Consider the following 24,391-nt stretch of genomic DNA (forward strand, 5'->3'; position numbering starts at 1 on the left):
ACGGGCGATCGCCTAAACGCCTAAGGCGTAATCTCGCCAGCCGTCGCTGAGGGCGGAGAGGGTCGAGGGTAGGCCATGGGCTGCGCCGTCAGACGCCAACCAGTCTTCGAAGCTGCGTCCGTCCGCCATCGCCTGGGCGATGACGGCCAGGATGGCCGGGCGGTTTGAGATGCGGATCAGATAGTCGGCGAAGACACGGGTCTGGATGTAGAAGACGCGCTCGAGCGCGGCCGGGAGAGGACCGGCGCCCGCCGGGGTGAAGCTGACGCCGACGCCGCCTTTGACGGCCAGTTCGGGCGCGACCGCGACGGCGCGCGCCAGACCGGGATGCTCGCGCGCCAGCAAGCCGGGCAGGTCCAGCAGTATGGCGCGGCCCTCGATGGGACCGACGGCGGGGACCGCCTCTCCTTTCATCAGGGCGCGGAAGTGGGCGCGGCGCTGCGCGGCGGTCGGCTCGTCTTCCAGAATGACGGCGGCGGCTTCGTCCAGCCAGTCGGGGCCGGGGCCGCCGTAATGGCGCGGGGCGCCGGGGTCCGTCTTGGTGTCCGTCTCGGGGCGCTCGGGCCAGAAGGCGGCGGTGAACCACAGGTGGCCCAGTTCGTGCGGGACCATGCCGGCGTCCAGCGCGGCCTGGGCTTTCGCGTCCGGAATCTGGGACAGGGCGCGGGCGACCACTTCCTGCGTCTGGGCGGGGCTCATGTTCTGGGAGGCGGCGAAACTGCGCGCGCCTTGTTCGACGCTGCGGCGCGCCGCCTCGTCAAACGCCCGTGGCGCGGGCCAGGGCAGGATGTGAGAGAAGCCCGCGGCGTTCAGCGCGGCCCGGTCGGGCAGGGGCGGGGTCGAGACGACGACATAGGGGGCGATGTCGCGGTCGAAGCGGGTGCTGAAGCGGGCTTCGCCCGCGCGCGCGTAGCTCACCAGCCGTTCCGCTTCCGCTGGCGAGGCGGCCAGGGCGACGCCGTGATCCGCCGCCGCGCAACTGAGATCGGGCGCAGCACGCAGAGCGCGGGCGCACATCGGATCGGGGACCGGGGAGGGAGCGGTCGAGGTCAGCAGCAGGACGAGGGCGAGCATGGGCGTCTCCGAAGATGGGAAGACAGGCTCGTGGGCGTTCGTATCGCCTTCATGTCGGCTGCGTGCGCTTGCCGAGGGCGCTCCGACACACGAGAGATACAAGGGGGAAGAAGAAAAGGGGGAGCATGGACGCGACGGCCGACATTCTGATCGTTGATGACGACGCCAGCCTGAGGGCGGCGCTGCAGGACTATCTGTCGGGCGCCGGCTATGCCGTGCGGACCGCCGACGGCGGCGCGGCGATGGACGCGCGCCTGGCCGAGGCCGCGCCGGACCTGGTCGTTCTGGATGTGATGATGCCGGGCGAGGACGGGCTGTCGATCTGTCGACGGCTGCAGGGGCGGGCGCCGGTGCTGATGCTGAGCGCCATGGGCGAGACCACCGACCGCATCGTCGGGCTGGAGGTCGGGGCCGCCGACTATCTGCCCAAGCCGTTCGAGCCGCGCGAGCTCCTGGCCCGCGTCCGCGCAGTGTTGCGTCGCCCGACCCTTCTGGACGAGGCGATGGATCGACCGCTGATCTTCGAGGGCTGGACGCTGGAGGTCGAGACGCGGCGCCTGACCGACCCGGCGGGGGCGCCGGTCGAGCTGACAGGGGGCGAGTTCGCCCTGCTGCTGACCTTCCTGCGATCGTCTGGGCGCATCCTCAGCCGCGATCAGATTCTGGAGAACACCCACGGGCCGCTGGCCGAGAATTTCGACCGAGCGGTCGATCTGGCGGTCAGCCGCCTGCGGCGCAAGCTGGACCGGCCGGGACAGGCGCCGTTGATCGAGACGGTGCGCGGGGCGGGCTATCGCTTCCGCACGCCGGTGCGGGGATGAGCATCCGAAGCCTGTCCATTCGCACCTTGGCGGCGGGCTTCACCGTCGCGGCTATCCTGCTGAGTCTGACGGTCGCCTTCGTCATCGCCCTGGCCTTTCCCGCCCCGCCGCCCGCACGGGTGACGCTGGCCGAGGCCAAGGCGGCTGTGACGGGAGACGCGGAGACCGGCTGGCGGCGTCGCGTCGTCGCCGCGCCGCCGTTCAAGGCGGCGCACGAGGGGCAGGCCCTGGTGGCTCAGGCCGGGCTGGCGGTGCTGCTGGACGCTGAGGTGCGGGTGCGGCCGTTGAGCCCCGAGCGCGCCCCGGCGGGCGGGCCGTCCGCGCCGTCAGGGCCGCTCTCCGAGGGGATGAAGGCTCTGCTGACGAGCATGGCCCTGTCGCCGGGAATGAGTTTTGCGCCCTTCGAGGCGGCGGCGCGTCAGGCGGACGGGCGCTGGATCGTGGCGACGCCGCCGTCGCCTTGGCTGACGCCGCAGCGTCTGCGCATGGCGCTGGCCTTCCTGATCGCCGCCGCTGTCCTGATGCCGCTGGCCTTGTGGGGCGCCGGACGGTTGACTGCGCCCTTCCAGCGGCTGGCCGAGGCGACGCGGGGGGACCGTCGTGCGGCGGCCTTCGTCGGCGGCCCGCGCGAGGCCCAGGAAGCGGCCCGGGCGCTGGACGCCATGCGCGACCGTCTGGGCGAGGCGCTGAAGGAGCGCACCGCCATCATGGCCGCCGTCGCCCATGACCTGCGCACGCCGCTGACCGGCCTGCGTCTGAGGGTCGAGGGGCTGGCGGCCGCGCCGCACGAGGCCGCGGCGGCCGACATCGCGCGCATGGAGCGGCTGATCGCCCAACTGCTGACCTATGTGCGGGGCGAGGATGCGCCGTGGACCGTCGAGCCTGTCGACCTGGCGGATCTGGCGCGCGAAATGGCGGCGCGGCAGGTCGCAATGGGGCGGGACGTGAGTCTGGCGGCGGACGGCGAGTATCTGGTCAACGGCGATCGGGACCAACTGGACCGGGCGCTGTCCAATCTGATCGACAATGCGGTGCTGTACGGCGATCGAGCCGAGGTCGCCGTGATGTCCGAGGAGGGCGCGGTCGTCTGCATCATCGACGATTCAGGGCCGGGCCTGCCGCCAGATCAGCTGGAAGCGGTGTTCTCGCCTTTTCACAGGCTGGAGGCGTCGCGCAGCCGCGCCACGGGCGGGGCGGGGCTGGGCCTGGCGATCAGTCGGTCGATCATCGAGCGCAGCGGCGGCGGCGTGGTCCTGGGCGATCGCCCCGAAGGCGGGCTGCGGGCGACGGTGCGCCTGCCGCGGGCGGCGCCCGCCCTGTCGGATGAGGGCGGGGCCTGAGGCCTCACCAGGCGCCGATCTTCTCGGCTTCCTTGTGGCTGATGGGGTGTTGGGCGGCCTTGTGGTCTTCCTCGGCGAGGAAGCGGGCGGCTTCGAGGGCGGCCATGCAGCCCATGCCCGCCGCCGTCACGGCCTGGCGATAGACGTCGTCGGTGACGTCGCCGGCGGCCCAGACGCCTTCGATGGCGGTCGCCGCCGTGCCCGGCTTGACCCGCAGATAGCCGCCGGAATTGGTTTCCAGCTCGCCCTTGAACAGTTCGGACGAGGGGGCGTGGCCGATAGCGATGAAGACGCCGTCGGCGGGGATTTCGCTGATCTCGCCGGTCTTGACGTTCTTCAGGCGCACGCCGGTGACGTTGCGGGCCACGCCGTCGACGACGCCGACGATCTCCTCGACGGCCACGTCCCAGATCACCTTGATCTTGGGATGGGCGAACAGGCGGTCCTGCAGGATCTTCTCGGCGCGGAACTCGTCGCGGCGGTGAACCACGGTGACGGTCTCGGCGAAGTTGGTCAGGAACAGGGCTTCCTCGACGGCGGTGTTGCCGCCGCCGACCACCACCACCTGCTTGCCGCGATAGAAGAAGCCGTCGCAGGTGGCGCAGGCCGAGACGCCGAAGCCCTGATACTCAGCCTCGGAGTCCAGGCCCAGCCATTTGGCCTGAGCGCCGGTGGAGATGATGACCGTCTCGGCCAGGATCTCGGCGCCCGAGTCCAGCGTCAGGCGGAAGGGGCGCTGGGACAGGTCGGCCTGGGTGACGATGTCGTGGATGACCTCCGTGCCGACGTGCTCGGCCTGGGCCTGCATCTGCTGCATCAGCCAGGGGCCCTGGATGGTCTCGGCGAAGCCGGGATAGTTTTCGACGTCCGTGGTGATGGTCAGCTGGCCGCCGGGCTGCAGGCCGGCGATGATCACCGGGTTCAGCGAGGCGCGAGCGGCGTAGATGGCGGCGGTCCAGCCGGCGGGGCCGGAACCGATGATGGCGACGCGGACGGTGCGGGCTGGGGCTTTGGCTTGGGTCATGGCTCCTATTTAGGCGCTGATTCCCGATTTCGCGACGCCTGTCGTTCCGTCACGCTTCATGGAGGGATATGAAACGGGGATGACCGCCGAAACGCCCGCCGCCGCCCAGACGCGAAACCTGCTGCGCCGCCTGCTGGTCGGCGCCCGGCGCGGCGTGGATCACGCCGAGGCGGCCGCCGCCGTCTATGAGAACGGCGGGCTGAGCGGCCGCTATCTGATGATGACGGTGATCTCGGCCGCCATCGCGGCCCTGGGCCTGATGCTGTCGTCGCCGGCGGTGGTGATCGGGGCCATGCTGGTGTCGCCGATGATGGGGCCGATCGTGGCCATGGGCTTCTCCCTGGCCCTGCTGGACTGGAACGAGTTGAAGCAGTCGCTGACGGCGCTGGGCGTCGGGGTGGGGCTGGCCCTGTTCGTGGCGATCCTGCTGACCCTGCTGTCGCCGCTGAAGGAGCCGACGGCCGAGATCCTGGCCCGCACCCGGCCGAACTTCTTCGACCTGCTGATCGCGGTCTTCTCCGGCATCGCGGGCGCCTATGCGGTGATCCGCCAGCGCGGCGAGACCATCATCGGCGTGGCCATCGCCACCGCCCTGATGCCGCCGGTCGCGACGGTGGGCTTCGGCCTGGGGACCGGCGACCTGTCGATCGCGGGGGGCGCCTTCTTCCTGTTCATGACCAACCTGGTGGCCATCGCCCTGGCGGCGACGGTGACGGCGGGCTTCTACGGCTTCCGGCCGCGTCTGCTGGAGCGGCCCAAGCCCTGGCGCGGGGTGGCGGTCATGGTCGTGTTCGTCCTGCTGGCCGTGCCCTTGGCCCTGTCGCTGCGCAGCATCGCCCTGGAGAGCCGGGCCACGGCCGAGACCCGGGTGGCGGTCGAGGACATCTTCGCCGGCGCCGAGTCGCGCATCACCCTGCTGGACGCGCGCAGCGAGGGGCGCGGCGTGACGGTCTCGGCTCTGGTCAGCACGCGCAAGCTGGTGGCCGACGCCCAGGCGCGGCTGCAGGAGCGGCTGACCGGCGCCCTGCACGTGCCGGTGTCGGCGACCCTGGACCAGATCGTCGTGGCCGATCCGCAGGCGGCGGCGCGCGCCGTGCAGACCAGCCAGTCGGCGGCCCCTGATCCGGCGGCGGCCCTGCGCAACCGCCTGGCCGAGGCCGTGCCCTTCGCCACCGATGCGGTGATGACTGACGCCGAGGGGCGGCGGGCCATCGTCCTGCTGCGGCCCGATGCGGGGCTGGACCTGGACAGCGCCTATGCGCTGGAGGCGGCCCTGCGGACGCGGTTCGACGGGGTGGACGTGTGGGTGACGCCGCCGGTGCAGGAGCCGAAGGCGGTCGACCTGGGCGACGCCGAGGCGCGCGCCCGCATGGTCTGGGCCCTGGCGCGCTGGCGGGCGGCTCCGGCGGTGAGCCTGTGCCGACCGGCGCCGGGCGCGCCCGCAGCCGAGGGGCGCGAGGCCCAGCCGGACGCCGGACAGGTCTTCCTGGCCGAACTGGCGGCGGCGGGGGTGTCGATCCGTTCCGAGAGCGGGCCGACCTGTCAGCGCGGCGATCAGAACATGGCCCGGCTGTCGCTGGGCTAGTTCGGGTTTTCAACGAGGGGACGAGATGAAACAGGTGAACAAGGCGGTCTGGATGCCGGTCGGCATCGGCGCGGGCATCGCGATCGGCGCCGGGATCGGCGCGGCGACCGACAATCTGGCGATGTGGCTGGCGCTGGGCGTGGCCATCGGTTCGGGTCTGGGCGTGGCCCTGATGGGGCTGAGCGGCGTCAAGCGAGCGGACAAGAAGACCGAAGAGGCTGCGCCGCTGACGGACGGCGTTTCCTGCGTGAACAGCCACCACAGCGACGGTTCCGACGGCGGAGGCGACGGCGGCGGGGACTAGGCGCGGCGCGTCGCCGCCAGCACGGCGCGGGCGGCGCGCTCGGTCTCGTTCAGCGGCTCATAGGCCCAGGGCGCCAGCGACCCGTCGAAGGGTCGGGCGGCGCCGCGCGCCTGAAGATCGGCGTGCAGGCGGGCGAACTTGCCCGGCGTCTTCTTCGCGACCATCGGCAGGATGTGGACGGGCTTGCCGGTCGAGGCGGCCTCGGTCGCCATATTGGCGCTGTCCTCGGTGACGAGGATGTGGTCGGCGCCGTCCAGCATGGCGAACAAGGGATTGTCGCCCTCGCCGTCCCAGATCCAGCCGGGCAGGGCCGACAGGCGCTCGGTCATCGCCGCCTTGGCCGCTTCGGGCGTGCGGCGCGAATAGGTCAGCAGCAGGGCGCCGTTCGCGGCCGATACGGCCTTGGCGAGCCGCTCGGCCAGTTCGGCGGCGTGGGCGGGCGGCAGGTCGAAGGCGGCGGACGCGCCGCCGACCATCACCGCCACGCGCGGATGGGGCAGGGGGGCGATGCGTGCGGCGAAGGCGGGCGCGGCCTCGGCCAGTTTTTCACGGGTGATGCGATGGGGGCTGCCGGTGATCGACAGGACGTTGGGGCCGCTCAACCCGTCGTGGGCGGGGGCGACGATCAGGTCGTAGCGGTCGTTGCGCCAGCGCGGATCCTGGGTCTGGACGATGAAGGTCTTGCCGCCGCTCCAGCCGCGCACGCGCGCCGACAGCGGCAGGCTGGCGCGGCCGGTGGCGATCCACAGGTCGGGCCATTCGGTCACGTCGCGCGGATCGAACGACCCCGGCGCCAGCATGGCGGGGGTCTTCAGCGCCGACGGCCAGCGGTCGAAAGCGGGGCGCCAGCGGACGGTTTGAACCGTGATCTCGGCCGGGGTCAGGCGGGCGACCGCCTCGGCCAGCCCTAAGGCCTGGTTCTGGATGCCGGTGCGGCCGTCGGACACGACCCAGATGGAAAGAGGGCGCGCGGCCAAGCCGCGCGCCCTGCCTTCAGCCTCGATGTCAGCGGAGGTTACTTCCACTCGACCTTGAGGATCTCATAGGCCTTCACGCCGCCGGGCGTGTTGACCTCGACCACGTCGCCGACCTCTTTCGAGATCAGGGCGCGGGCGATCGGCGAGGCGATGGAGATCTTGCCCAGCTTCACGTCGGCTTCGTGTTCGCCGACGATCTGATAGACGCCTTCTTCCTCGGTGTCCTCGTCCACGAAGGTAACGGTGGCGCCGAACTTGACCTGGTCGCCCGAAAGCTTGGACACGTCGATCACCTGGGCGCGCGACAGCTTGTCCTCGATCTCGGCGATCGAGCCTTCGATCCAGCCCTGGCGTTCCTTGGCGGCGTGGTATTCGGCGTTTTCAGACAGATCGCCATGTTCGCGGGCTTCCGCGATGGCGGCGATCACGCTGGGTCGTTCCACCGACTTCAATTGCTTGAGTTGATCGTCGAGGGAGCGATATCCCTCGGCCGTCATCGGCACTTTTTCCATTGTGTCGTGAGTTTCTTGCTACGCCCGAAGACAGGTGAGAGACGTTCCGGTACCGCTGCGGCCACGGGGGCGTTGCGTGACCGGGCAAGGAAGTTAGGGCGCCCGACGCCCAAACTCAAGATGGCGAAACGGCGCCATGCCGCGCGACGCAAGCGCGCAGCCGTGTTTCGGCGGTTTTCCTACGGCCCGGAGGGCGGCGCGGGCGGGGATGACGGCCCGCGCGCCTTGCTGAAGGCCCGCCGCAGGGCGCTCCAGGCGATGAAGCCCAGGGCGGCGACGGCCAGAAGCATGAAGACGCCCGATACGACCGCGACGCCCGCGGCGATGAAGGCGATGACGAGACAGACGGCCGCGAACAGGGCGGCGATGACCTGGATGACGGACAGACGCATGAAGATGTTAACGCCGTCGGCCGATCCGGGTTTCCTCGGCGGGACGACGCGCCGTCAGCGGCGCCGTCCGCTCCAGCGCTGACGCCGGTGCGGCGCGCGGGCGCCTGCTCCGCCCGTCCCGGCGCTCTGGACCGGCGCGCGGCGGCTCTTCCACAGCCGCCAGGCCAGGGTCGCCAGGGCGATCTTGCCCGCGTGGCGGGCGGCCATGCTGCGGCCCCGGCGGGACAGCAGCAGGCCGCCCAGCAGGGTGGAAAGGCGGGGCAGGGGCATCGGCGGCGTCTCCTCGGGAAGCGGAACCTGCCTGAGGAACGGCCGCGACGCCGCCGGGTTCAGCGCCCCTTGCCTAACGCTTGGGCATCAGAGCCTCGGCGGCCAGGACCGAGCCTTCGACGCCCAGGGTGACGGCGGGTTCGGGCGTGATGCGGAACAGGGGCGAGTGGTGGCCGGGGGCGTCGTCCACCTGTGCGGGCGGAGTGCCGCCGACGCTGAAGTAGACGCCCTTCACTCCGCTTTCGGGGGTGACGAAATAGGCGAAATCCTCGGCGCCCATGCCGCCGCGCGGCTTGTCGATCAGCACGTCGTCGCCGAGGCCAGCGGTCAGGGCGGCGCGCACGCGGGCGGCGGTCTCGGCGTCGTTGATGGTCGGCGGGGTGTTCTCAAGGGGCGAACGCACCACCGTCGGCAGCTTGTCGTCGGGCACGCCCAGGGCCAGGGCCGTGTTGCGGGCGATGCGGTCGATGCCGTCCAGCAGCTGGGCGCGCACCTCGGGGCTGTCGGCGCGGACGGTCAGCTGCAGGTCCACGCGGTCCGAGATGATGTTGTGCTTGATGCCGCCCTTGATGGCGCCGACCGTGACCACGGCGCCCTCTAGCGGATTGGTCTCGCGGCTGCGCAGGGACTGCAGCGCCACCACGATGTGCGAGGCGACCAGGATGGGATCGACCCCCATGTGCGGCGAGGCGCCGTGCGTGCCGACGCCGTGGACGGCGATGTCCACGCTGTCCGAGCTGGAGGAGGTGATGCCCAGCGGCGCCTCGATCTTGCCGGTCGGGGTGTCGGCCGAGACGTGGAAGGCCAGGGCGTAGTCCGGCTTGGGGAAGCGGGAATAGAGGCCGTCCTCGACCATGGCGCGGGCGCCGAAGATGCGCTCCTCGGCCGGCTGGGCGATCAGGACGAGGGTGCCGGACCAGTTGGCCTTGCGCGCCTGCATCTGGCGCGCCGTGCCGACCAGGGCGGTGATGTGAACGTCGTGGCCGCAGGCGTGCATGACGGGCTTCTCCACGCCGTCGCTGTCGACCTGGCGGGCGGTGGAGGCGTTGGCGAGGCCCGACTTCTCCTCGACCGGCAGGCCGTCCATGTCGGCGCGGATCATGACTGTCGGTCCGGGGCCGTTGCGCAGGACGGCGACCACGCCCGTGCCGCCGACGCCGGTGGTCACGCCATAGCCCAGGGCGCGCAGCTCCTGCGCCATGCGGGCGGCGGTCTGGACTTCGAGGCCGGACAGTTCGGGGTTGCGGTGGAAGTGGTCGAACAGACTGGCCAGGTTGGCGTCATAGTCCGCCTTGACCGCCGCCTTCAGCCCCGTGTCCTGGGCGATGGCGGGCGCGGAACCGGCCGCCAGAACGGCGGCCAGGATAGCGGTGAGCGTGGTCTTCTTCATGATGGCGTCCCCTCCAATGTCACGCACGACCTTAGCCGCTGGTGGGGATGGGGCAACCGGGGAAGGGGTGATGGCGGCGCCTAGGCGGGGCACGAAAAAGCCCCCGGCGAGCGGTCGCCGGGGGCCTTTGTTCAGCTCGAAGCCTGATCTCAGTTGTAGGACTGGATCGGGCGGACATCCATTTCGCCGTGGCGGACGGCGGCGATGGCCTGGGCGGCGGCGAGCGAGCCGGACGCCGTGGTGTAGTAGGGGATCTTCATCATCAGCGCCGTGCGGCGGATCGAGAAGCTGTCAGCCAGGGCCTGCTTGCCGTCCGTGGTGTTGAAGACCAGCTGGACCTCGCCGTTCTTCATGGCGTCGACGATGTTCGGACGGCCTTCCAGCACCTTCTTGACCAGACCGACCTCAAGGCCCTGTTCGGTCAGGTAGCTGTGGGTGCCGCCGGTGGCGATGACGGCGAAGCCTTGCCCCAGCAGGGTCTTCACCGCCTCGACGATGAAGGGCTTGTCGGCGTCGCGCACCGAGACGAAGGCTGTGCCCTCGGTCGGCAGGATGGTGCCGCCGCCGGTCTGGGACTTGGCGAAGGCGCGGGCGAAGGCGGGGGCCAGATCGGCCTCGCCTTCGCGCTTCCAGTCCAGGCCCATGACCTCGCCGGTCGAGCGCATTTCCGGGCCCAGGATGGTGTCGACCCCGGCGAAGCGGGCGAACGGGAAGACGGCTTCCTTGACCGCGATGTGGTCCAGTTCCTTGTCGACCAGGCCGAAGGACGACAGCGGAACCCCGGCCATGACCTTGGCGGCGATGGCGGCGACCGGCTGGCCGATGGTCTTGGCGACGAAGGGCGCCGTGCGGCTGGCGCGCGGGTTCACTTCCAGCACGAAGATGCGCGGGTTCTCGCTGTGCGGCTCCTCGATGGCGAACTGCACGTTCATCAGGCCGCGCACCTTCAGGGCCTTGGCCATGGCGGTGGTCTGGCGCTTCAGCTCGGCCACCGTCTCGGGGCGCAGGGAGAAGGGCGGCATGGAGCAGGCGCTGTCGCCCGAATGGACGCCGGCTTCCTCGATATGCTCCAGCACGCCGGCGACGAAGACGGTCTCGTCGTCGCACAGGGCGTCGACATCCACCTCGGTGGCGCGGTTCAGATAGTGGTCGATCAGGACGGGATCGTCGCCCGAGACGCGCATGGCCTCGCCGACGTAGCGGTCCAGACCCTCGCGGTCGTGGACGATCATCATGCCGCGGCCGCCCAGGACGTAGGACGGGCGCAGGACGACCGGATAGCCGACCTCCTCGGCCTTGATCGTGGCTTCCTCGGCCGAGCGGGCCAGGGCGTTGGGCGGCTGTTGCAGGCCGATGGCCTGAAGCATCTGCTGGAAGCGCTCGCGGTCCTCCGCCAGGTCGATGCTGTCGACGCTGGTGCCCAGGATCGGCACGCCGTCTTCCTGAAGCGCGTGGGCCAGCTTCAGCGGGGTCTGGCCGCCGAACTGGACGACCACGCCCAGCAGCTCGCCCTTGGAGCGTTCGACGTCGATCAGCTCCAGCACGTCTTCGGCCGTCAGCGGCTCGAAATACAGGCGGTCGGAGGTGTCGTAGTCGGTCGAGACCGTCTCGGGGTTGCAGTTGACCATGATGCTCTCGACGCCGATGTCGTCGAAGGCGAAGGCCGCGTGGCAGCAGCAGTAGTCGAACTCGATGCCCTGACCGATGCGGTTCGGACCGCCGCCCAGGATGACGGCCTTCTTGCGGTCCGACACCTCGGCCTCGCAGGCCGGAACCTGGCCGAGCGCGCCAGTCTCATAGGTCGAATACATATAGGCGGTGGCGCTGGCGAACTCGGCGGCGCAGGTGTCGATGCGCTTGAACACCGGGCGCACGTCCAGCGCGCGGCGGGCCTTGCGGACCTCGCCCTCGGTCTTGCCGGTCAGGACGCCCAGACGGGCGTCGGAGAAGCCCTTGGCCTTCAGCTTGCGGAAGTCGGTCGCGTCCGTGGGCAGGCCCTGAACGCGGACGTGGCCCTCGGTGCGGATCAGGTCGGCGATCTGGCGCAGGAACCACGGCTCATAGGCGCAGGCGGCCTGCACTTCCTCGACCGTCAGGCCGTGGCGGAAGGCCTGGGCGATGACGCGGATGCGGTCCGGCGTCGGCAGGCCCAGGGCGCGGATGACGGCGGCCTTGATCGCGGCGTCGTCCTCGGCCCCGGCCACGCCGTCGATCTCGATGTCGTCGAAGCCGTTGAGGCCCGTCTCCAGCCCGCGCAGGGCCTTCTGCATGGATTCCTGGAAGGTGCGGCCGATGGCCATGACCTCGCCGACCGACTTCATCGCCGTGGTCAGCGACGGCTCGGAGCCCGGATATTTCTCGAAGGCGAAGCGCGGGATCTTGGTGACGACATAGTCGATGGCCGGCTCGAAGCTGGCCGGGGTCACCATGGTGATGTCGTTCTTCAACTCGTCCAGCGTATAGCCGACGGCCAGCTTGGCGGCGATCTTGGCGATCGGGAAGCCGGTGGCCTTGGACGCCAGCGCCGAGGAGCGCGACACGCGCGGGTTCATCTCGATGACGACCAGACGGCCGTCCTTGGGGTTGACCGCGAACTGGACGTTCGAGCCGCCCGTCTCGACCCCGATCTCGCGCAGCACGGCGATCGAGGCCGCGCGCATCATCTGATATTCCTTGTCCGTCAGCGTCATGGCCGGGGCGACGGTGATGCTGTCGCCGGTGTGGACGCCCATCGGGTCGATGTTCTCGATCGAACAGATGATGATGCAGTTGTCCGCATGATCGCGGACGACCTCCATCTCATATTCCTTCCAGCCCAGCACCGACTCCTCGATCAGCACTTCGGTGGTCGGCGACAGGTCCAGGCCGCGCTCCACGATCTCGTGGAATTCCTCGACGTTGTAGGCGATGCCGCCGCCGGTGCCGGCGAGCGTGAACGACGGGCGGATGATGGCGGGCAGGCCCACGAAGGCCAGGGCCTCGTCGGCTTCTTCAATATGGTGGATGGCGCGCGAGCGGGGCGATTCCAGACCCAGCTTGTCCATCGCGTCGCGGAACTTCTGACGGTCCTCGGCCTTGTCGATGACCTCGGCCTTGGCGCCGATCATCTCGACGCCGTGACGGGCCAGGGCGCCCGAGGCGTTCAGGGCCAGCGCCGTGTTCAGGGCCGTCTGGCCGCCCATGGTGGGCAGCAGGGCGTCCGGCTTCTCCTTGGCGATGATCTTCTCGACCATCTCGGGGGTGATCGGCTCGATATAGGTGGCGTCGGCCACCTCGGGGTCGGTCATGATGGTGGCCGGGTTCGAGTTGACCAGGATGACCCGGTAGCCCTCGGCCTTCAGCGCCTTACAGGCCTGAACGCCGGAATAGTCGAACTCGCACGCCTGGCCGATGACGATCGGACCGGCGCCGATGATCAGGATGGACTGGATGTCTGTGCGCTTGGGCATCGGCGTTCGTCTCAGTTCGTCACGACCGCGCACTCCCAGCCGTCGTAGTCGAGCTGGAAGGCCGCGGCCCAGGTTTGCATCATGGCCGACACTGGCGAAAACGACGCCTCGTCGACCGGCATGGTGGTCTCCAGGACGGTCATGTCGCCCTGGCCCCGCGTCAGGAAGCCCGCACGGCGGGCCACCTCGCACAGGTCGCCGTGCGCCTCTTCCTCGCCGTAGAAGTAGAACAGCGTATGGCGCGGGGTGATCCCGCTGTCGCCCTGCTCTGCGAGCGCGGCGCGCACCATGGCGTCCTTTTCTTCGTGGCTGGTCAGGGCGGCGGTCTCCACGCGCGCAGACGGACGGGCGCGAGCGCGCTCGCGGCCGATCCGTTCAGGTTGTCGGTTAAGCGGCCCGTTTAGAGAGGGAGGGGCCGGGGGGCAAGGGCCAGAATGGGGCGGGCGCGATTTCTTGGGGAGCCCGCCCCGCCGACTCTTATTTGTCGTCGATCGCGGCGATCCAGGCGGGCAGTTCGGCGATGCGGCTGAGGCTGACGTAGCGGGCGTTGCCCTCTGGCGCGTCGGCCAGTTCGTGGGCCCAGGTGATGTGGTAGGGGATGTGCGCCGCCCAGGCGCCGGCCTCGATGGCGGGCAGGACGTCGGACTTCATGGAGTTGCCGGCCATCACCGCCTCGGCCGCGCCTGAGCCGTGGCGGGCGAAGACGCGGTCATAGGTCGAGCGGTCCTTCTCCGACACGATCTCGACGGCGGCGAACAGCTCGCCCAGCCCCGAGGCCGCCAGCTTGCGCTCCTGGTCCATCAGGTCGCCCTTGGTCACGAGCACCAGGCGGTAGGTCTCGGCCAGTTCGGCCAGGGTCTCGTCGACGCCGGGCAGGGTCTCGACCGGGTGGACCAGCATCTCGCGCCCGGCGGCCAGGATTTCGCGCACGATGTGGGGCGGGGCCGAGCCGTCGCACAGCTCCATCGCCGTCTCCAGCATCGACAGGGTGAAGCCCTTCACGCCGTAGCCGTAGAGCCGCAGGTTGCGCCGCTCGACCTGGGCCAGGCGGTCCATCATCACCGGCTCTTCGGCGTGGTCGGCCAGCAGTTCGGCGAACCGCTTCTGGCTCAGGCGGAAGATGGTCTCATTGTGCCAGAGGGTGTCGTCGGCATCGAGGCCGACCGTGGTGACAGGCATGGGCGAACTCCAGAACTTCGGCGGGGGATTAGCACGCCTTGGAGCAATCGACTCCGTCATCCTCCGGCGAGCATCGCGAGACCGGGGGATCCAGCGGCGCCGGAGGCGATCTTCACTGCAAGCGCTGAGCGCGGGGTTTTCGCCCTGACGGGCGCCGCTGGGTTCCCCGGTCTGCGCCGCTTCGCGGCTGGCCGGGGAATGACGGAGGAAGTAGAGGCCGCAATCTTCATGGCGACGGCTGCGACATTTCGGTCTATGCGGCGGACATGAGCCAAGTCGACATCCTGCCTGAACCCTCGCACCGCATAGGCTGGGGCCTGGCCGCCCTGGTGGTGGCGGGGAACATGATCGGATCGGGCGTCTACCTGTTGCCCGCCACCCTGGCGCCGACCGGCAGCTCGAGCGTCATCGGCTGGCTCGTCTGCGGGATCGGAGCCGTGACCCTGGCGCTGGTGTTCGGCGGTCTGGGGCGGATGCAGCCGGAGGCCGACGGCCTGTCGGACTTCGCCCGGCGCGGCCTAGGACGGTTTCTAGGCTATCAGACGGGGCTGGCCTATTGGGCGGCCTGCCTGACCGGCAACGTGGCCGTGGCGGTGGCGGGGACCGGCTATCTGGCCTTCTTCTTTCCGGCGCTGAAGGAGCCGATGTGGGGCGCGCTCAGCAATCTGGCGCTGATCTGGCTGACCACGGCGGCCTATGCGGCCGGGTCGAAGACGGCGGCGCGGTTCGGGGCGATCACCCTGGTGCTGGGGCTGATCCCGATCGGTCTGGCCATCATCGCCGGCGTCATCGCCTTCAGCGGCGAGACCTTCGCCGCCTCGTGGAGCCCGGCGGGCGAGCCGCTGATGAAGACGGTTCCGGCCTCGCTGGCCGTGATCTTCTGGGCCTTCCTGGGCGTCGAGAGCGCGGCGGCCCTGTCCAGTCAGGTCAAGAATCCGGCGACCGACGTGGGCCGCGCCTCGTTGGGCGGGGTGCTGCTGGCCTTCATCGTCTATGTGGCGGCCAGCGTGGCCGTGTTCGGCGTCATCCCGGCCGACGTGCTGGCCCATTCGACCAGCCCTTACGCCGATCTGGTGGCGCGGGTCATGGGGGCCTCGGTGGCCGGGCTGGTGGCGGCCTGCGCCGTCATCAAGGCGACCGGCACCATTGCGGGCTGGACCATGATGGGGGGCGAGACGGCCCGCGCCTCGGCCGAGGCGGGCTGGCTGCCGCGCTGGTTCGGCGGGGCGCAGAAGGGCAAGACGCCCCTGTCCAACCCCCTGATCAACGGCGTCATCATGAGCGCCATGGTGATCGCCAGCGCCCAGCCGACCCTGGGCCAGCAGTTCGGCGTGCTGATCGGCGTGACCTCCGTGTTGACGCTGTGCCTCTACGCCCTGTGTTCGGTGACGCTGTGGAAGCTGACGACCAAGCCGGGCTGGCGTCTGCTGGCCGTCGGCGGGGCGGTGTTCTCGGCCTTTGCGGTTGCGGCGGCGGCGGGGGGCTACATCTGGCCCAGCGTCGGCTTCTTCGCCGTGACCAGCCTGGCCTGGCTGTGGGTTCGCAAGCGACAGGGACGCGCGCAGGGCGCATAGTCGAAAGCCTGTGTTGACACGCCCCCTTCATCTCTTTAGCGACGCCGCCGTTTGTCCGCCCGTATTCACTGCTAGGAGCCCTGCGCCATGACGACTCAAATCCTGTCCGGCGCCACCGGCGTCCTCGTGCTCGCAGATGGAACGGTCCTGTCGGGGATCGGCGTCGGGGCGACCGGCTCGGCCCTGGGCGAAGTGGTCTTCAACACCTCGATGACGGGCTATCAGGAAATCCTGACCGACCCGTCGTACATGAGCCAGATCCTGGCCTTCACCTTCCCGCACATCGGTAACGTCGGCGTGAACCTGGAAGACGTCGAGCAGATCGGCGAGGCGCCCGAGCGCGCGGCGCGCGGCGTCATCCTGCGCGACGTGCCGACCGATCCGGCCAACTGGCGCGCCTCGGGCGGGCTGGACGCCTGGATGAAGTCGCGCGGCGTCATCGGCCTGGCGGGCGTCGACACCCGCGCCCTGACCCAGCTGATCCGCGAGAAGGGCGCCCCGCACGCCGTCATCGCCCACGCCCCCGACGGCCAGTTCGACCTGGAGGCCCTGACGGCCCAGGCGCGCGACTGGAAGGGCCTGGTCGGTCTGGACCTGGCCAAGGACGCCTCGACCACCCAGGCCTTCGAATGGACCGAGGGCGCCTGGGAATGGCCGACCGGCTACGCCCAGCCCGAGGCCGGCGACACGTCGGTGGTGGTCGTCGACTACGGCGTGAAGCGCAACATCCTGCGCGCCCTGGCCTCGACCGGGGTGAAGATCACCGTGGTCCCCGCCTCGACCACGGCGGAAGAGATTCTGGCCCGCAACCCCGACGGCGTGGTTCTGTCGAACGGTCCGGGCGATCCGGCCGCGACCGGCGAATACGCCGTGCCCGAGATCAGGAAGCTGCTGGACAGCGGCAAGCCGCTGATGGGCATCTGCCTGGGCCACCAGATGCTGGCCATCGCCCTGGGCGCCAAGACGCTGAAGATGGAGCAGGGCCACCACGGCGCCAACCACCCGGTCAAGGATCTGACCACGGGCAAGGTCGAGATCGTGTCGATGAACCACGAGTTCTCGGTCGACCGCGACAGCCTGCCCGAGGCCGTGGTTGAAACCCATGTGTCGCTGTTCGACGGCACCAACTGCGGGATTGCGCTGAAGGATAAACCCGTGTTCAGCGTGCAGCATCACCCGGAGGCCTCGTCGGGTCCGACCGACAGCCTCTATCTGTTCAAGCGTTTCGTGGATTCCATGAGGGCGTAAATGGGGGCTCCCGCAGCGAAGTCCGCTTATCTCGGCTGGGTTTCTGCTGCGATCGCAGGGGAGAGGGGGGCTTCTCCAGCCATTGCGGCGGCCGAACATGATCTGATCCTGGGCTACGCCACGGGGTATGAGGCCGCCGACGTGGCGGTCTTCGTGCGCTCGCTGCGCGCGGTCTACGCTGGGCCGGTGGTGCTGGTGACGGATCAGGAGCCTGCGCTTCTGGCCTTTCTGGCCGAGCACGACGTGGCGTCGGTCCCGCCCGCCCGCCTGCCCGACGGCGCCTGGCGGCCGCACCCGGTGATGCAGCGGTTCGCCGCCTTCGACAGGCTTATGAGCGAGCGGCCCTGGGCGCGCAGCGTGCTGATGACCGATGTGCGCGACGTGGTCTTCCAGGCGCCGCCCTTCGACCCGCCGCCGCTGAAGTCCGAGTTCTTCGTCGAGTATGACGGTGGGCTGAAGGGCCACGCCTTCAATATGAAATATCTGCGCGGCGTCGGCGGCGAGGACGTGGCGCGGGCGCTGGCCGACAAGCCGTGCGTCTGCGTCGGCACGGTGATGGGACCGCGCGAGAGCATGATCCGCTTCTGCCGCACCCTGCTGATGCTGGCGGCCATTCCGAGGTCCGAGATCGGCGGCGCCTTCGGGGCGGATCAGGCGGCCTGCAACATCGCCCTGCATCTGGGGCTGGTCGAGGGGGAGGCGTCCCCCAACTACGGCCGGATCGCCACGATCGGCCTGACCTCGAGCGCGGACCTATCCCTGGCGGAGGGGCGGATCGTCAACCCGGACGGGGGGATCAGCGCGATCGTACACCAGTACGACCGCCACCCGGCCCTGATGGCCGCCATGCACGAACGCTGGGGGCGGGGCTTCGAGGTGCGCGAGCGGCGGCGGGGCAAGAGCCTGTCGGAGCGCGGGCGCAAGCTGAAGGAATCCCTGGCGCGGCGTCTGCCCGAACTGCGCTGAGGCTCAGGGCAGGGGCGCGGCCTCGGCGCGGCGCAGATCGGCCGCCTTGCCGACGGCGACGCAGGCGGCGTGCAGCCAGTAGTCGGCGTCCTCGTTGCGATTCTCCTGCCGACGCCGCCGGCCGCGCTGCCGCCTCAACGCGGCGTTGGCCAGCAGGCGGGCGTGAAGCGCGCGCGGCTTGAGCGTGGGGACAGCGGGAGAGCCGGGGACGGCGACGGCGTCGGGGCCTTGGGGCTCCACCGCCGGGCGGGCGATGGCGATGAACATGCGAAAACTCATCTGGGACGGCGTCGGCCACGGTCTGCGGCGGCGCCGTCGGAACGGCCTCTGCTTCTCAGGGGCGCTGAAAGAATCCACAGGAGCTGTGGATAGTTCCGCCGTTATACGAAAAATATTGTTCGTAATCAGATGGTTGTTGTCGCAATCCGGTCAATATGGTTAATGAAATCCTAACCGCCGGGCGGGCCGAGGACCACCCTGGGGGCCTGGTCCGTACGACGGCGGGGGCTGGGGCGCGCCTCTGACGGATCGACCCGCCGCTCGAACGCGCGGCCGGCCATGGCCTGGGCCTCGCCCGCCTGGAACAGGGCGGTCATGTGGGCCTGGGTGAAGTCCAGGGTGTTGGCCTCGACCTCATCGGGAATGGCGGCGACCGACAGGGTCATGTCGTGACGGTGCGCGAACTGGGTGACGGCCGTCAGATCCGAGCGTTGCAGCGCCTTCATCATGGTGTCGAAGCTGCGCGCGGCGATGCTGACCGCCGAGATGCGCGCCACTTCGAAGCGAGGATCCCACTGGCCGTTGACGACGATCCATATCCGGGCGTCGCCGAGGGGGCGGTTGGACGGGGTGTCGAGCAGCAGCGCCTGCGGCACGACCAGGAAGCTGGACACCGTGCCGCCGTCGACGTGCAGCTCCTGAATGCGGCGGCCCTGATGCTCGACGTCCAGCAGGACGGGCGGGAAGGCGCCGGGGATGCTGGCCGAGGCGATCAGCACATTGACGAACAGCAGGCGCGAGGCCGGGTCGTCGCGCTGGGCGATGGCGCCCATGTCCCAGACGACCTGGGTCTGGGTGTCCAGGCTGGTGGTCGAGACATAGAGGCGGCGGCCCTTGCGGTGTTCCTCGGCGATGGCCGCCAGCAGCTCGGGCGAGATGTTGTTGAGCACCAGATTGGTCAGGGGCTCGGGCTTGAACACGCCGGGCAGCAGCAGGGCGTAGAGGCCGCGCGACTTCAGCAGCTGGTCGGTCTGGCCGCTGGTATAGGCGTGCTCCAGCGCCGGGTCGAAACGCTGGCCGGCAAAGACGAAGGGCGCGATCAGGGCGCCGGTCGACACCCCCGTCACCACCTCGAAGTCGGGCCGGTTTCCGGCCTGGCTCCACCCGACCATGACGCCCGCGCCATAGGCCCCATTGGCCCCGCCGCCGGACAGGGCCAGGATGTCGAAGGCTCCGTCGTGGGCGGCGTTCTGGGCGTTGATCGTCTCGCGCACGAAGCGGGCGCGCTCGTCCTCGGTGCGGAAATCATAGCGCCAGGGCGGACTGGCGGCGGCCAGGTCGGCGGCGTCGAAGACCGGGCGCGGGATCGTCTGGCAGGCGCCGAGCGTCAGGAAGACGGCGGGCAGCAGCAGGATCAGCAGGCGAAGGTGGCGCATGATCGCAAGGGCTCCGGCAAGGCTGGCACGACTTAAAGCCCAGTCGTGCGACAGAAGGAAGTCAGGCGGTTGTCCCCGGACTTATCCCCAGGCGGCGTTTTGGCCGGGGGCCGTCGCGGCGGCGAGCGGACGGGGGCTGGCCTTTGCCCGCCATCGGACGGCATAGGTCAGGCGTGCGATTTGACGAACGGTTCATCGAGGAGCTGAAGGCCCGCCTTCGGCCGTCCGACATCATCGGGCGGACGGTGAAGCTCAAGCGTCAGGGACGCGAGTTCGTCGGCCTGAGCCCCTTCTCGAAGGAGAAGTCGCCCAGCTTCTTCGTCAATGACGACAAGGGCTTCTTCCACGACTTCAGCTCGGGCAAGCACGGCGACGTCATCAGCTTCCTGCAGGAGACGGAGCGGCTCAGCTTCGTCGAGGCGGTCAGCCGTCTGGCGGGCGAGGCGGGGATGCAGCTTCCGGCCGAAGACCCCCAGGCCGCCGAGCGCGAACAGAAGCGTCAGGGGCTGGCCGACTGGATGGACCTGGCCCAGAAGTGGTTCGCCGCCAATCTGCGCCGCAGCGTCGGCAAGGCGGCGCGCGAATACATGGAAAAGCGCGGCCTGCCCGAGGACCAGTGGGAGCGCTTCGGCCTGGGCTATGCGCCCAACGACCGCGAGGGGCTGAAGCAGGCGCTGATCCAGCGCGGGGCGCGGCCGGGCGATCTGGTCGAGGCGGGGCTGCTGATCGCGCCGGAAGGGGGCGGCCAGCCCTATGACCGTTTCCGCGACCGGCTGATGTTCCCGATCCTGGACGCGCGCGGGCGCATCGTCAGCTTCGGCGGCCGGGCGATGAACCCGGACGACCGGGCGAAGTATCTGAACGGGCCGGAGACCTCGCTGTTTCACAAGGGAGCGACCCTGTACGGCCTGCCGGAGGCGCGGCGGATCATGGGCGCCGAGAGCCGGGGCGAGCAGGGCATCATCGTCGTCGAAGGCTATATGGACGTCATCGCCTGCCAGCGGGCGGGCCTGCCTGCGGTCGCGCCGATGGGCACGGCCCTGACCGAGGAGCAGATGGAGCGTCTGTGGCGCGTCTCGGCCGAGCCGGTGCTGAGCTTCGACGGCGACGCGGCGGGCCTGCGCGCCGCCTATCGCTCGATCGAGCGGGCGCTGCCGCTGTTGAAGCCGGGCAAATCGTTCCGCTTCGCCCTGCTGGAAGGCGGGCAGGATCCGGACGACATCCTGCGCGATCGCGGGGCGCCCGCCCTGCGTCAGGCGATGGCGACGACCCGGCCCTTCGCCGAGGTGCTGTTCCGCCGCGAGGTGGAGGCCGAACCGCTGGACACGCCCGAACGCAAGGCGGGGCTGAAGGGGCGTCTGCGTCAGGCGGCCAACGCGGTGCAGGACAAGGATCTGGCCGAGCAATACAGGCGCGACCTGTTCGATCGCTTCGACGCCCTGTTCCCGCGTCAGCAACAGCAGCGGCCGCCGCAGTCGGGCGGACGGCCGGGGCCGGGCGGGCGTTGGCGCGGTCCGCCGCCCCTGCAGGGGCAGACGGTGGAGGGGGCGCAGGCCATGCAGGCCCTGTTCCGATCGGTCGAGCCGATCGCCGCCGCCCTGGCCCACGGCGCCATCGACGACCCGGAGCGGCTGGACGATCACATGGAGGCGGTGGCGCGCTACGGCTTCGGCGATCCGGCCCTGGACGGGCTGGCCCAGGAGCTGGTTCGACTGCGTTTCTCGGGCCGGACCCTTGACTCCGCCGCCCTGCGCCGCCATCTGGCCCAATCGGGTCATGATGCCTTGATGCACGAGGTCGAGAAGGCGGCGGCGAAGTCCGGCGCGCCATTCCTGGCTGCAGACAAGCCCCTCGGCGAGGCGAGGATCCGGTGGTCGCAAGCGTTCGACGCTCTGACCCGCGCAGCGGCGTTGGACGAGGCGCTGGCTTCAGCGAAGTCGGAGGCTCATCGGGCCTTCGATAACTCAGCTTTCGCCCTGGTGAAGGCTGAGCGCGATGCTTTGCGGCGAGCCATCAAGACCGGAACGATTTGGGAAGACGCGGCTTCTTCGTAACCAACGAAGTCGTCGGGCGTTGTATTTTCGCCGCAGGGGCCTGATCACCCTCCGTGGCCGTGGAGACAGACTGAATGAGCGCGCAGACCGAGACGCAGGACGCCGAAACCAACGCCGACGGGCCCCTGCTCGATCTCACCGACGCCGGGGTGAAGAAATTCATCCGCCAGGCGAAGACGCGCGGCTATGTGACGATGGAGGAGCTGAACAAGGTTCTGCCGTCCGAAGAAGTCACGCCGGACCAGATCGAAGACATCCTGGCCATGCTGTCGGAGATGGGCGTCAACGTCGTCGAAGCCGAAGAGGACGCCGCCGAGGCGACCGGCACCGACGTGGCCGCCGCCGCCGAGACCTCGGTCGCCGAAGCCCCGGCCAAGGCCGCCTATGACCGCACCGACGACCCGGTGCGGATGTATCTGCGCGAAATGGGCACGGTCGAGCTGCTGAGCCGCGAGGGCGAAATCGCCATCGCCAAGCGCATCGAGGCCGGCCGCGACGCCATGATCTCGGGCCTGTGCGAAAGCGCCCTGACCTTTGAGGCCATCATGGTCTGGCGCGAGGAGCTGGCCAACAACCGCATCCTGCTGCGCGAAGTGATCGACCTGGACGCCACCTACGGCATCCTGAATCCCTCGTCCCTGCCGCACAACCAGCCCGCCCCGGCCCAGCCGACCGGCGAGCCGGACGGCGACGGCGAAGAGGACGACGACGAGGACTTCGACGACGGCGGCGCCATGTCGATCTCGGCCCTGGAGGCCGAGCTGCGCGACGGCGTCATGGAGGTGCTGGACGCCATCGCCGTCGACTTCGGCGAGTTCCGCAAGCTGCAGGACAAGCTGGTCGAGGCGCGCCTGAAGGGCGAAGTCCTGACCGCCAAGGACCAGAAGACCTATGAGGCCCTGACGGCGTCCATCTCGGACCGCCTGAAGACGATGAAGCTGAACAACGCCCGCATCGAGGCGCTGGTCGAGCAGTTGTACGCCATCAACAAGCGCCTGATCGGCCAGGAAGGCCGCCTGCTGCGTCTGGCCGACGGCTACGGCATTTCGCGGCCTGAGTTCCTCAAGGCCTATTTCGGCTCGGAGATGGACCCGACCTGGGCCGAGCGCATCAAGGAGATGGGCGTCCGCTGGACCAAGTTCAGCGAGAATGAAGCCGCCCAGATCGACACGATCCGCACCCAGATCGCCGCTGTCGCCACCGAGGCGGGCGTGCCGATCGACGACTATCGCCGCATCGTCCAGATGGTGCAGAAGGGCGAGCGCGAGGCCCGTCAGGCCAAGAAGGAGATGGTTGAGGCCAACCTGCGCCTCGTGATCTCCATCGCCAAGAAATACACCAACCGCGGCCTGCAGTTCCTGGACCTGATCCAGGAAGGCAACATCGGCCTGATGAAGGCGGTCGACAAGTTCGAGTACCGCCGCGGCTACAAGTTCTCGACCTACGCCACCTGGTGGATCCGTCAGGCGATCACCCGCTCGATCGCCGACCAGGCGCGCACCATCCGTATTCCGGTGCACATGATCGAGACGATCAACAAGATCGTCCGCACCCAGCGCCAGATGCTGCACGAGATCGGCCGCGAGGCGACCCCGGAAGAGCTGGCCGAACGCCTGGCCATGCCGCTGGAGAAGGTCCGTAAGGTGCTGAAGATCGCCAAGGAGCCGATCTCGCTGGAAACCCCGATCGGCGACGAGGAAGACAGCCACCTGGGCGACTTCATCGAAGACAAGAACGCCGTCCTGCCGATCGACGCCGCCATCCAGTCGAACCTGCGCGAGACGACGACCCGCGTGCTGGCTTCGCTGACCCCGCGCGAAGAGCGCGTCCTGCGGATGCGCTTCGGCATCGGCATGAACACCGACCACACCCTGGAAGAGGTCGGCCAGCAGTTCTCGGTCACGCGCGAACGCATCCGTCAGATCGAGGCCAAGGCCCTGCGCAAGCTGAAGCACCCCTCGCGGTCGCGGAAGCTGCGGAGCTTCCTGGACAGCTGATCCGGGAAAATGATTGGAAAAGGGCGGCTCCGACGGGGCCGCCCTTTTTTATTGACGCGGTCTCCCTCCCGCATCGAGGGGGAGGGCCTTGGGCGAGGTTTTACTGCTTCTCGTCGAAGACGGTTTCGAAGCCGCCCCACATCATGCGCTTGCCGTCGAAGGGCATGTCCATGTTCGCCATGGCGGGGTCGTCCTGCATCTTGGCCCAGGCGTCGTCAGCGGTCTTCTTGTCGGGCCAGATCAGCCAGGAGAAGACGACGACCTCGCCGTCCTCCAGCTTCACCGACATGGGAAAGCTGGTGACCTTGCCGTCGGGCACGTCCACGCCCCAGTTCTCGACATGGGCCAAGGCGCCGTAGCCCTTGAACAGCGGCCAGGCGACGCGGGCGGACTCGATGTAGCGGTCCTTGTTTTCGGTCTTCACGGGGGTCAGGAAGCCGGTGATGTAGCTCATCTTGGTTCTCCTTCGGAGGTTGGCCCCAATCGCTCGCCGCGCGGCGGCTCGCTGTTTGAGGGCAGGCGGATCGTCGGGGCGGGCGGGGTCGTCGTCTTGGTCGAATGCGACAGATCGAACGGCTTA

General features: G+C 69.4%; 22 protein-coding genes. 9 read left to right on the forward strand and 13 right to left on the reverse strand.

Going from position 1 to position 24,391, the window contains the following annotated elements; translation table 11 throughout:
- Positions 1-12: 12 nt before the first annotated feature.
- Positions 13-1,074: a hypothetical protein gene (locus BJP32_RS08110; RefSeq protein WP_076223611.1), complete on the reverse strand. Its 1,062-nt coding sequence runs from the start codon at positions 1,072-1,074 to the stop codon at positions 13-15.
- A 125-nt stretch (positions 1,075-1,199) separates the two neighbouring features.
- Between BJP32_RS08110 and BJP32_RS08115 the strand changes: the two genes are divergently transcribed.
- Entirely contained in the window at positions 1,200-1,895 is a 696-nt protein-coding gene (locus BJP32_RS08115; protein ID WP_076223612.1) for a response regulator, read from the forward strand.
- Positions 1,892-3,235, forward strand: a complete 1,344-nt coding sequence (locus BJP32_RS08120; RefSeq protein WP_076223614.1) for a cell wall metabolism sensor histidine kinase WalK — start codon at positions 1,892-1,894, stop codon at positions 3,233-3,235. The genes BJP32_RS08115 and BJP32_RS08120 overlap by 4 nt, the downstream gene beginning before the upstream one ends.
- A gap of 4 nt (positions 3,236-3,239) precedes the next feature.
- On the opposite strand, the gene trxB is transcribed toward BJP32_RS08120, so the two are convergent.
- Complete coding sequence (gene trxB / locus BJP32_RS08125; RefSeq protein WP_076223615.1) at positions 3,240-4,259, reverse strand: thioredoxin-disulfide reductase; 1,020 nt, start codon at positions 4,257-4,259, stop codon at positions 3,240-3,242.
- A gap of 79 nt (positions 4,260-4,338) precedes the next feature.
- On the opposite strand from trxB, the gene BJP32_RS08130 reads away from it, so the two are divergent.
- Together BJP32_RS08130 and BJP32_RS08135 are read left to right on the forward strand one after the other, a co-directional pair.
- Positions 4,339-5,844: a TIGR00341 family protein gene (locus BJP32_RS08130; RefSeq protein WP_076223617.1), complete on the forward strand. Its 1,506-nt coding sequence runs from the start codon at positions 4,339-4,341 to the stop codon at positions 5,842-5,844.
- A 25-nt stretch (positions 5,845-5,869) separates the two neighbouring features.
- Positions 5,870-6,148 carry a hypothetical protein gene (locus BJP32_RS08135; RefSeq protein ID WP_076223618.1) on the forward strand — a complete coding sequence of 93 codons (279 nt, stop codon included), beginning with the start codon at positions 5,870-5,872 and terminating at the stop codon, positions 6,146-6,148.
- Here the strand turns inward: BJP32_RS08135 and BJP32_RS08140 are convergent.
- The 8 genes from BJP32_RS08140 to BJP32_RS08175 all read right to left on the reverse strand — a co-directional run bounded on the left by BJP32_RS08140 (position 6,145) and on the right by BJP32_RS08175 (position 14,317).
- Positions 6,145-7,173, reverse strand: a complete 1,029-nt coding sequence (locus tag BJP32_RS08140; protein WP_076223620.1) for a mitochondrial fission ELM1 family protein — start codon at positions 7,171-7,173, stop codon at positions 6,145-6,147. The genes BJP32_RS08135 and BJP32_RS08140 overlap by 4 nt on opposite strands.
- On the reverse strand, positions 7,164-7,637 hold the full coding sequence (greA, locus tag BJP32_RS08145) for a transcription elongation factor GreA (protein WP_003166075.1): 474 nt from the start codon (positions 7,635-7,637) through the stop codon (positions 7,164-7,166). The genes BJP32_RS08140 and greA overlap by 10 nt, the downstream gene beginning before the upstream one ends.
- Before the next feature lie 179 nt (positions 7,638-7,816).
- The gene (locus BJP32_RS08150) at positions 7,817-8,029 is read right to left on the reverse strand and encodes a hypothetical protein (protein ID WP_003166074.1); all 213 of its coding nucleotides are present in this window, start codon (positions 8,027-8,029) and stop codon (positions 7,817-7,819) included.
- Positions 8,030-8,083: 54 nt separating this feature from the next.
- Complete coding sequence (locus tag BJP32_RS08155) at positions 8,084-8,299, reverse strand: hypothetical protein (RefSeq protein WP_076223621.1); 216 nt, start codon at positions 8,297-8,299, stop codon at positions 8,084-8,086.
- A 73-nt stretch (positions 8,300-8,372) separates the two neighbouring features.
- Entirely contained in the window at positions 8,373-9,689 is a 1,317-nt protein-coding gene (locus tag BJP32_RS08160) for an amidohydrolase (RefSeq protein WP_076223623.1), read from the reverse strand.
- Between the two features lie 149 nt (positions 9,690-9,838).
- Complete coding sequence (carB, locus tag BJP32_RS08165; protein ID WP_076223625.1) at positions 9,839-13,138, reverse strand: carbamoyl-phosphate synthase large subunit; 3,300 nt, start codon at positions 13,136-13,138, stop codon at positions 9,839-9,841.
- An 11-nt stretch (positions 13,139-13,149) separates the two neighbouring features.
- Positions 13,150-13,470: a ribonuclease E inhibitor RraB gene (locus tag BJP32_RS08170; RefSeq protein WP_003166071.1), complete on the reverse strand. Its 321-nt coding sequence runs from the start codon at positions 13,468-13,470 to the stop codon at positions 13,150-13,152.
- A gap of 145 nt (positions 13,471-13,615) precedes the next feature.
- Entirely contained in the window at positions 13,616-14,317 is a 702-nt protein-coding gene (locus BJP32_RS08175) for an HAD family hydrolase (protein ID WP_076223627.1), read from the reverse strand.
- Positions 14,318-14,583: 266 nt separating this feature from the next.
- Between BJP32_RS08175 and BJP32_RS08180 the strand changes: the two genes are divergently transcribed.
- The 3 genes from BJP32_RS08180 to BJP32_RS08190 all read left to right on the forward strand — a co-directional run bounded on the left by BJP32_RS08180 (position 14,584) and on the right by BJP32_RS08190 (position 18,105).
- Positions 14,584-15,891, forward strand: coding sequence for an amino acid permease (locus tag BJP32_RS08180; protein WP_076223628.1), 1,308 nt, complete (start codon positions 14,584-14,586; stop codon positions 15,889-15,891).
- Positions 15,892-15,978: 87 nt separating this feature from the next.
- Positions 15,979-17,139, forward strand: a complete 1,161-nt coding sequence (gene carA, locus BJP32_RS08185; protein ID WP_003166068.1) for a glutamine-hydrolyzing carbamoyl-phosphate synthase small subunit — start codon at positions 15,979-15,981, stop codon at positions 17,137-17,139.
- Entirely contained in the window at positions 17,140-18,105 is a 966-nt protein-coding gene (locus tag BJP32_RS08190) for a hypothetical protein (RefSeq protein ID WP_076223629.1), read from the forward strand.
- Between the two features lie 3 nt (positions 18,106-18,108).
- Here BJP32_RS08190 and BJP32_RS08195 read toward each other — a convergent pair whose 3' ends face one another.
- Both BJP32_RS08195 and BJP32_RS08200 read right to left on the reverse strand, forming a co-directional pair.
- On the reverse strand, positions 18,109-18,372 hold the full coding sequence (locus BJP32_RS08195; protein WP_076223761.1) for a hypothetical protein: 264 nt from the start codon (positions 18,370-18,372) through the stop codon (positions 18,109-18,111).
- 182 nt (positions 18,373-18,554) lie between these two features.
- On the reverse strand, positions 18,555-19,760 hold the full coding sequence (locus tag BJP32_RS08200) for a patatin-like phospholipase family protein (protein WP_076223630.1): 1,206 nt from the start codon (positions 19,758-19,760) through the stop codon (positions 18,555-18,557).
- 173 nt (positions 19,761-19,933) lie between these two features.
- Between BJP32_RS08200 and dnaG the strand changes: the two genes are divergently transcribed.
- A complete protein-coding gene (gene dnaG / locus BJP32_RS08205; RefSeq protein ID WP_076223631.1) occupies positions 19,934-21,814 on the forward strand; it encodes a DNA primase in 1,881 nt (626 codons plus the stop codon).
- Positions 21,815-21,888: 74 nt separating this feature from the next.
- The gene (rpoD, locus tag BJP32_RS08210; protein WP_003166061.1) at positions 21,889-23,811 is read left to right on the forward strand and encodes an RNA polymerase sigma factor RpoD; all 1,923 of its coding nucleotides are present in this window, start codon (positions 21,889-21,891) and stop codon (positions 23,809-23,811) included.
- Between the two features lie 100 nt (positions 23,812-23,911).
- Here rpoD and BJP32_RS08215 read toward each other — a convergent pair whose 3' ends face one another.
- A complete protein-coding gene (locus BJP32_RS08215) occupies positions 23,912-24,265 on the reverse strand; it encodes a DUF1428 domain-containing protein (RefSeq protein ID WP_003166060.1) in 354 nt (117 codons plus the stop codon).
- Positions 24,266-24,391: the final 126 nt, after the last annotated feature.

Origin of the sequence: Brevundimonas sp. ZS04, assembly GCF_001956865.1 — a bacterium.
GTDB classification, from domain to species: Bacteria; Pseudomonadota; Alphaproteobacteria; order Caulobacterales; family Caulobacteraceae; genus Brevundimonas; species Brevundimonas diminuta.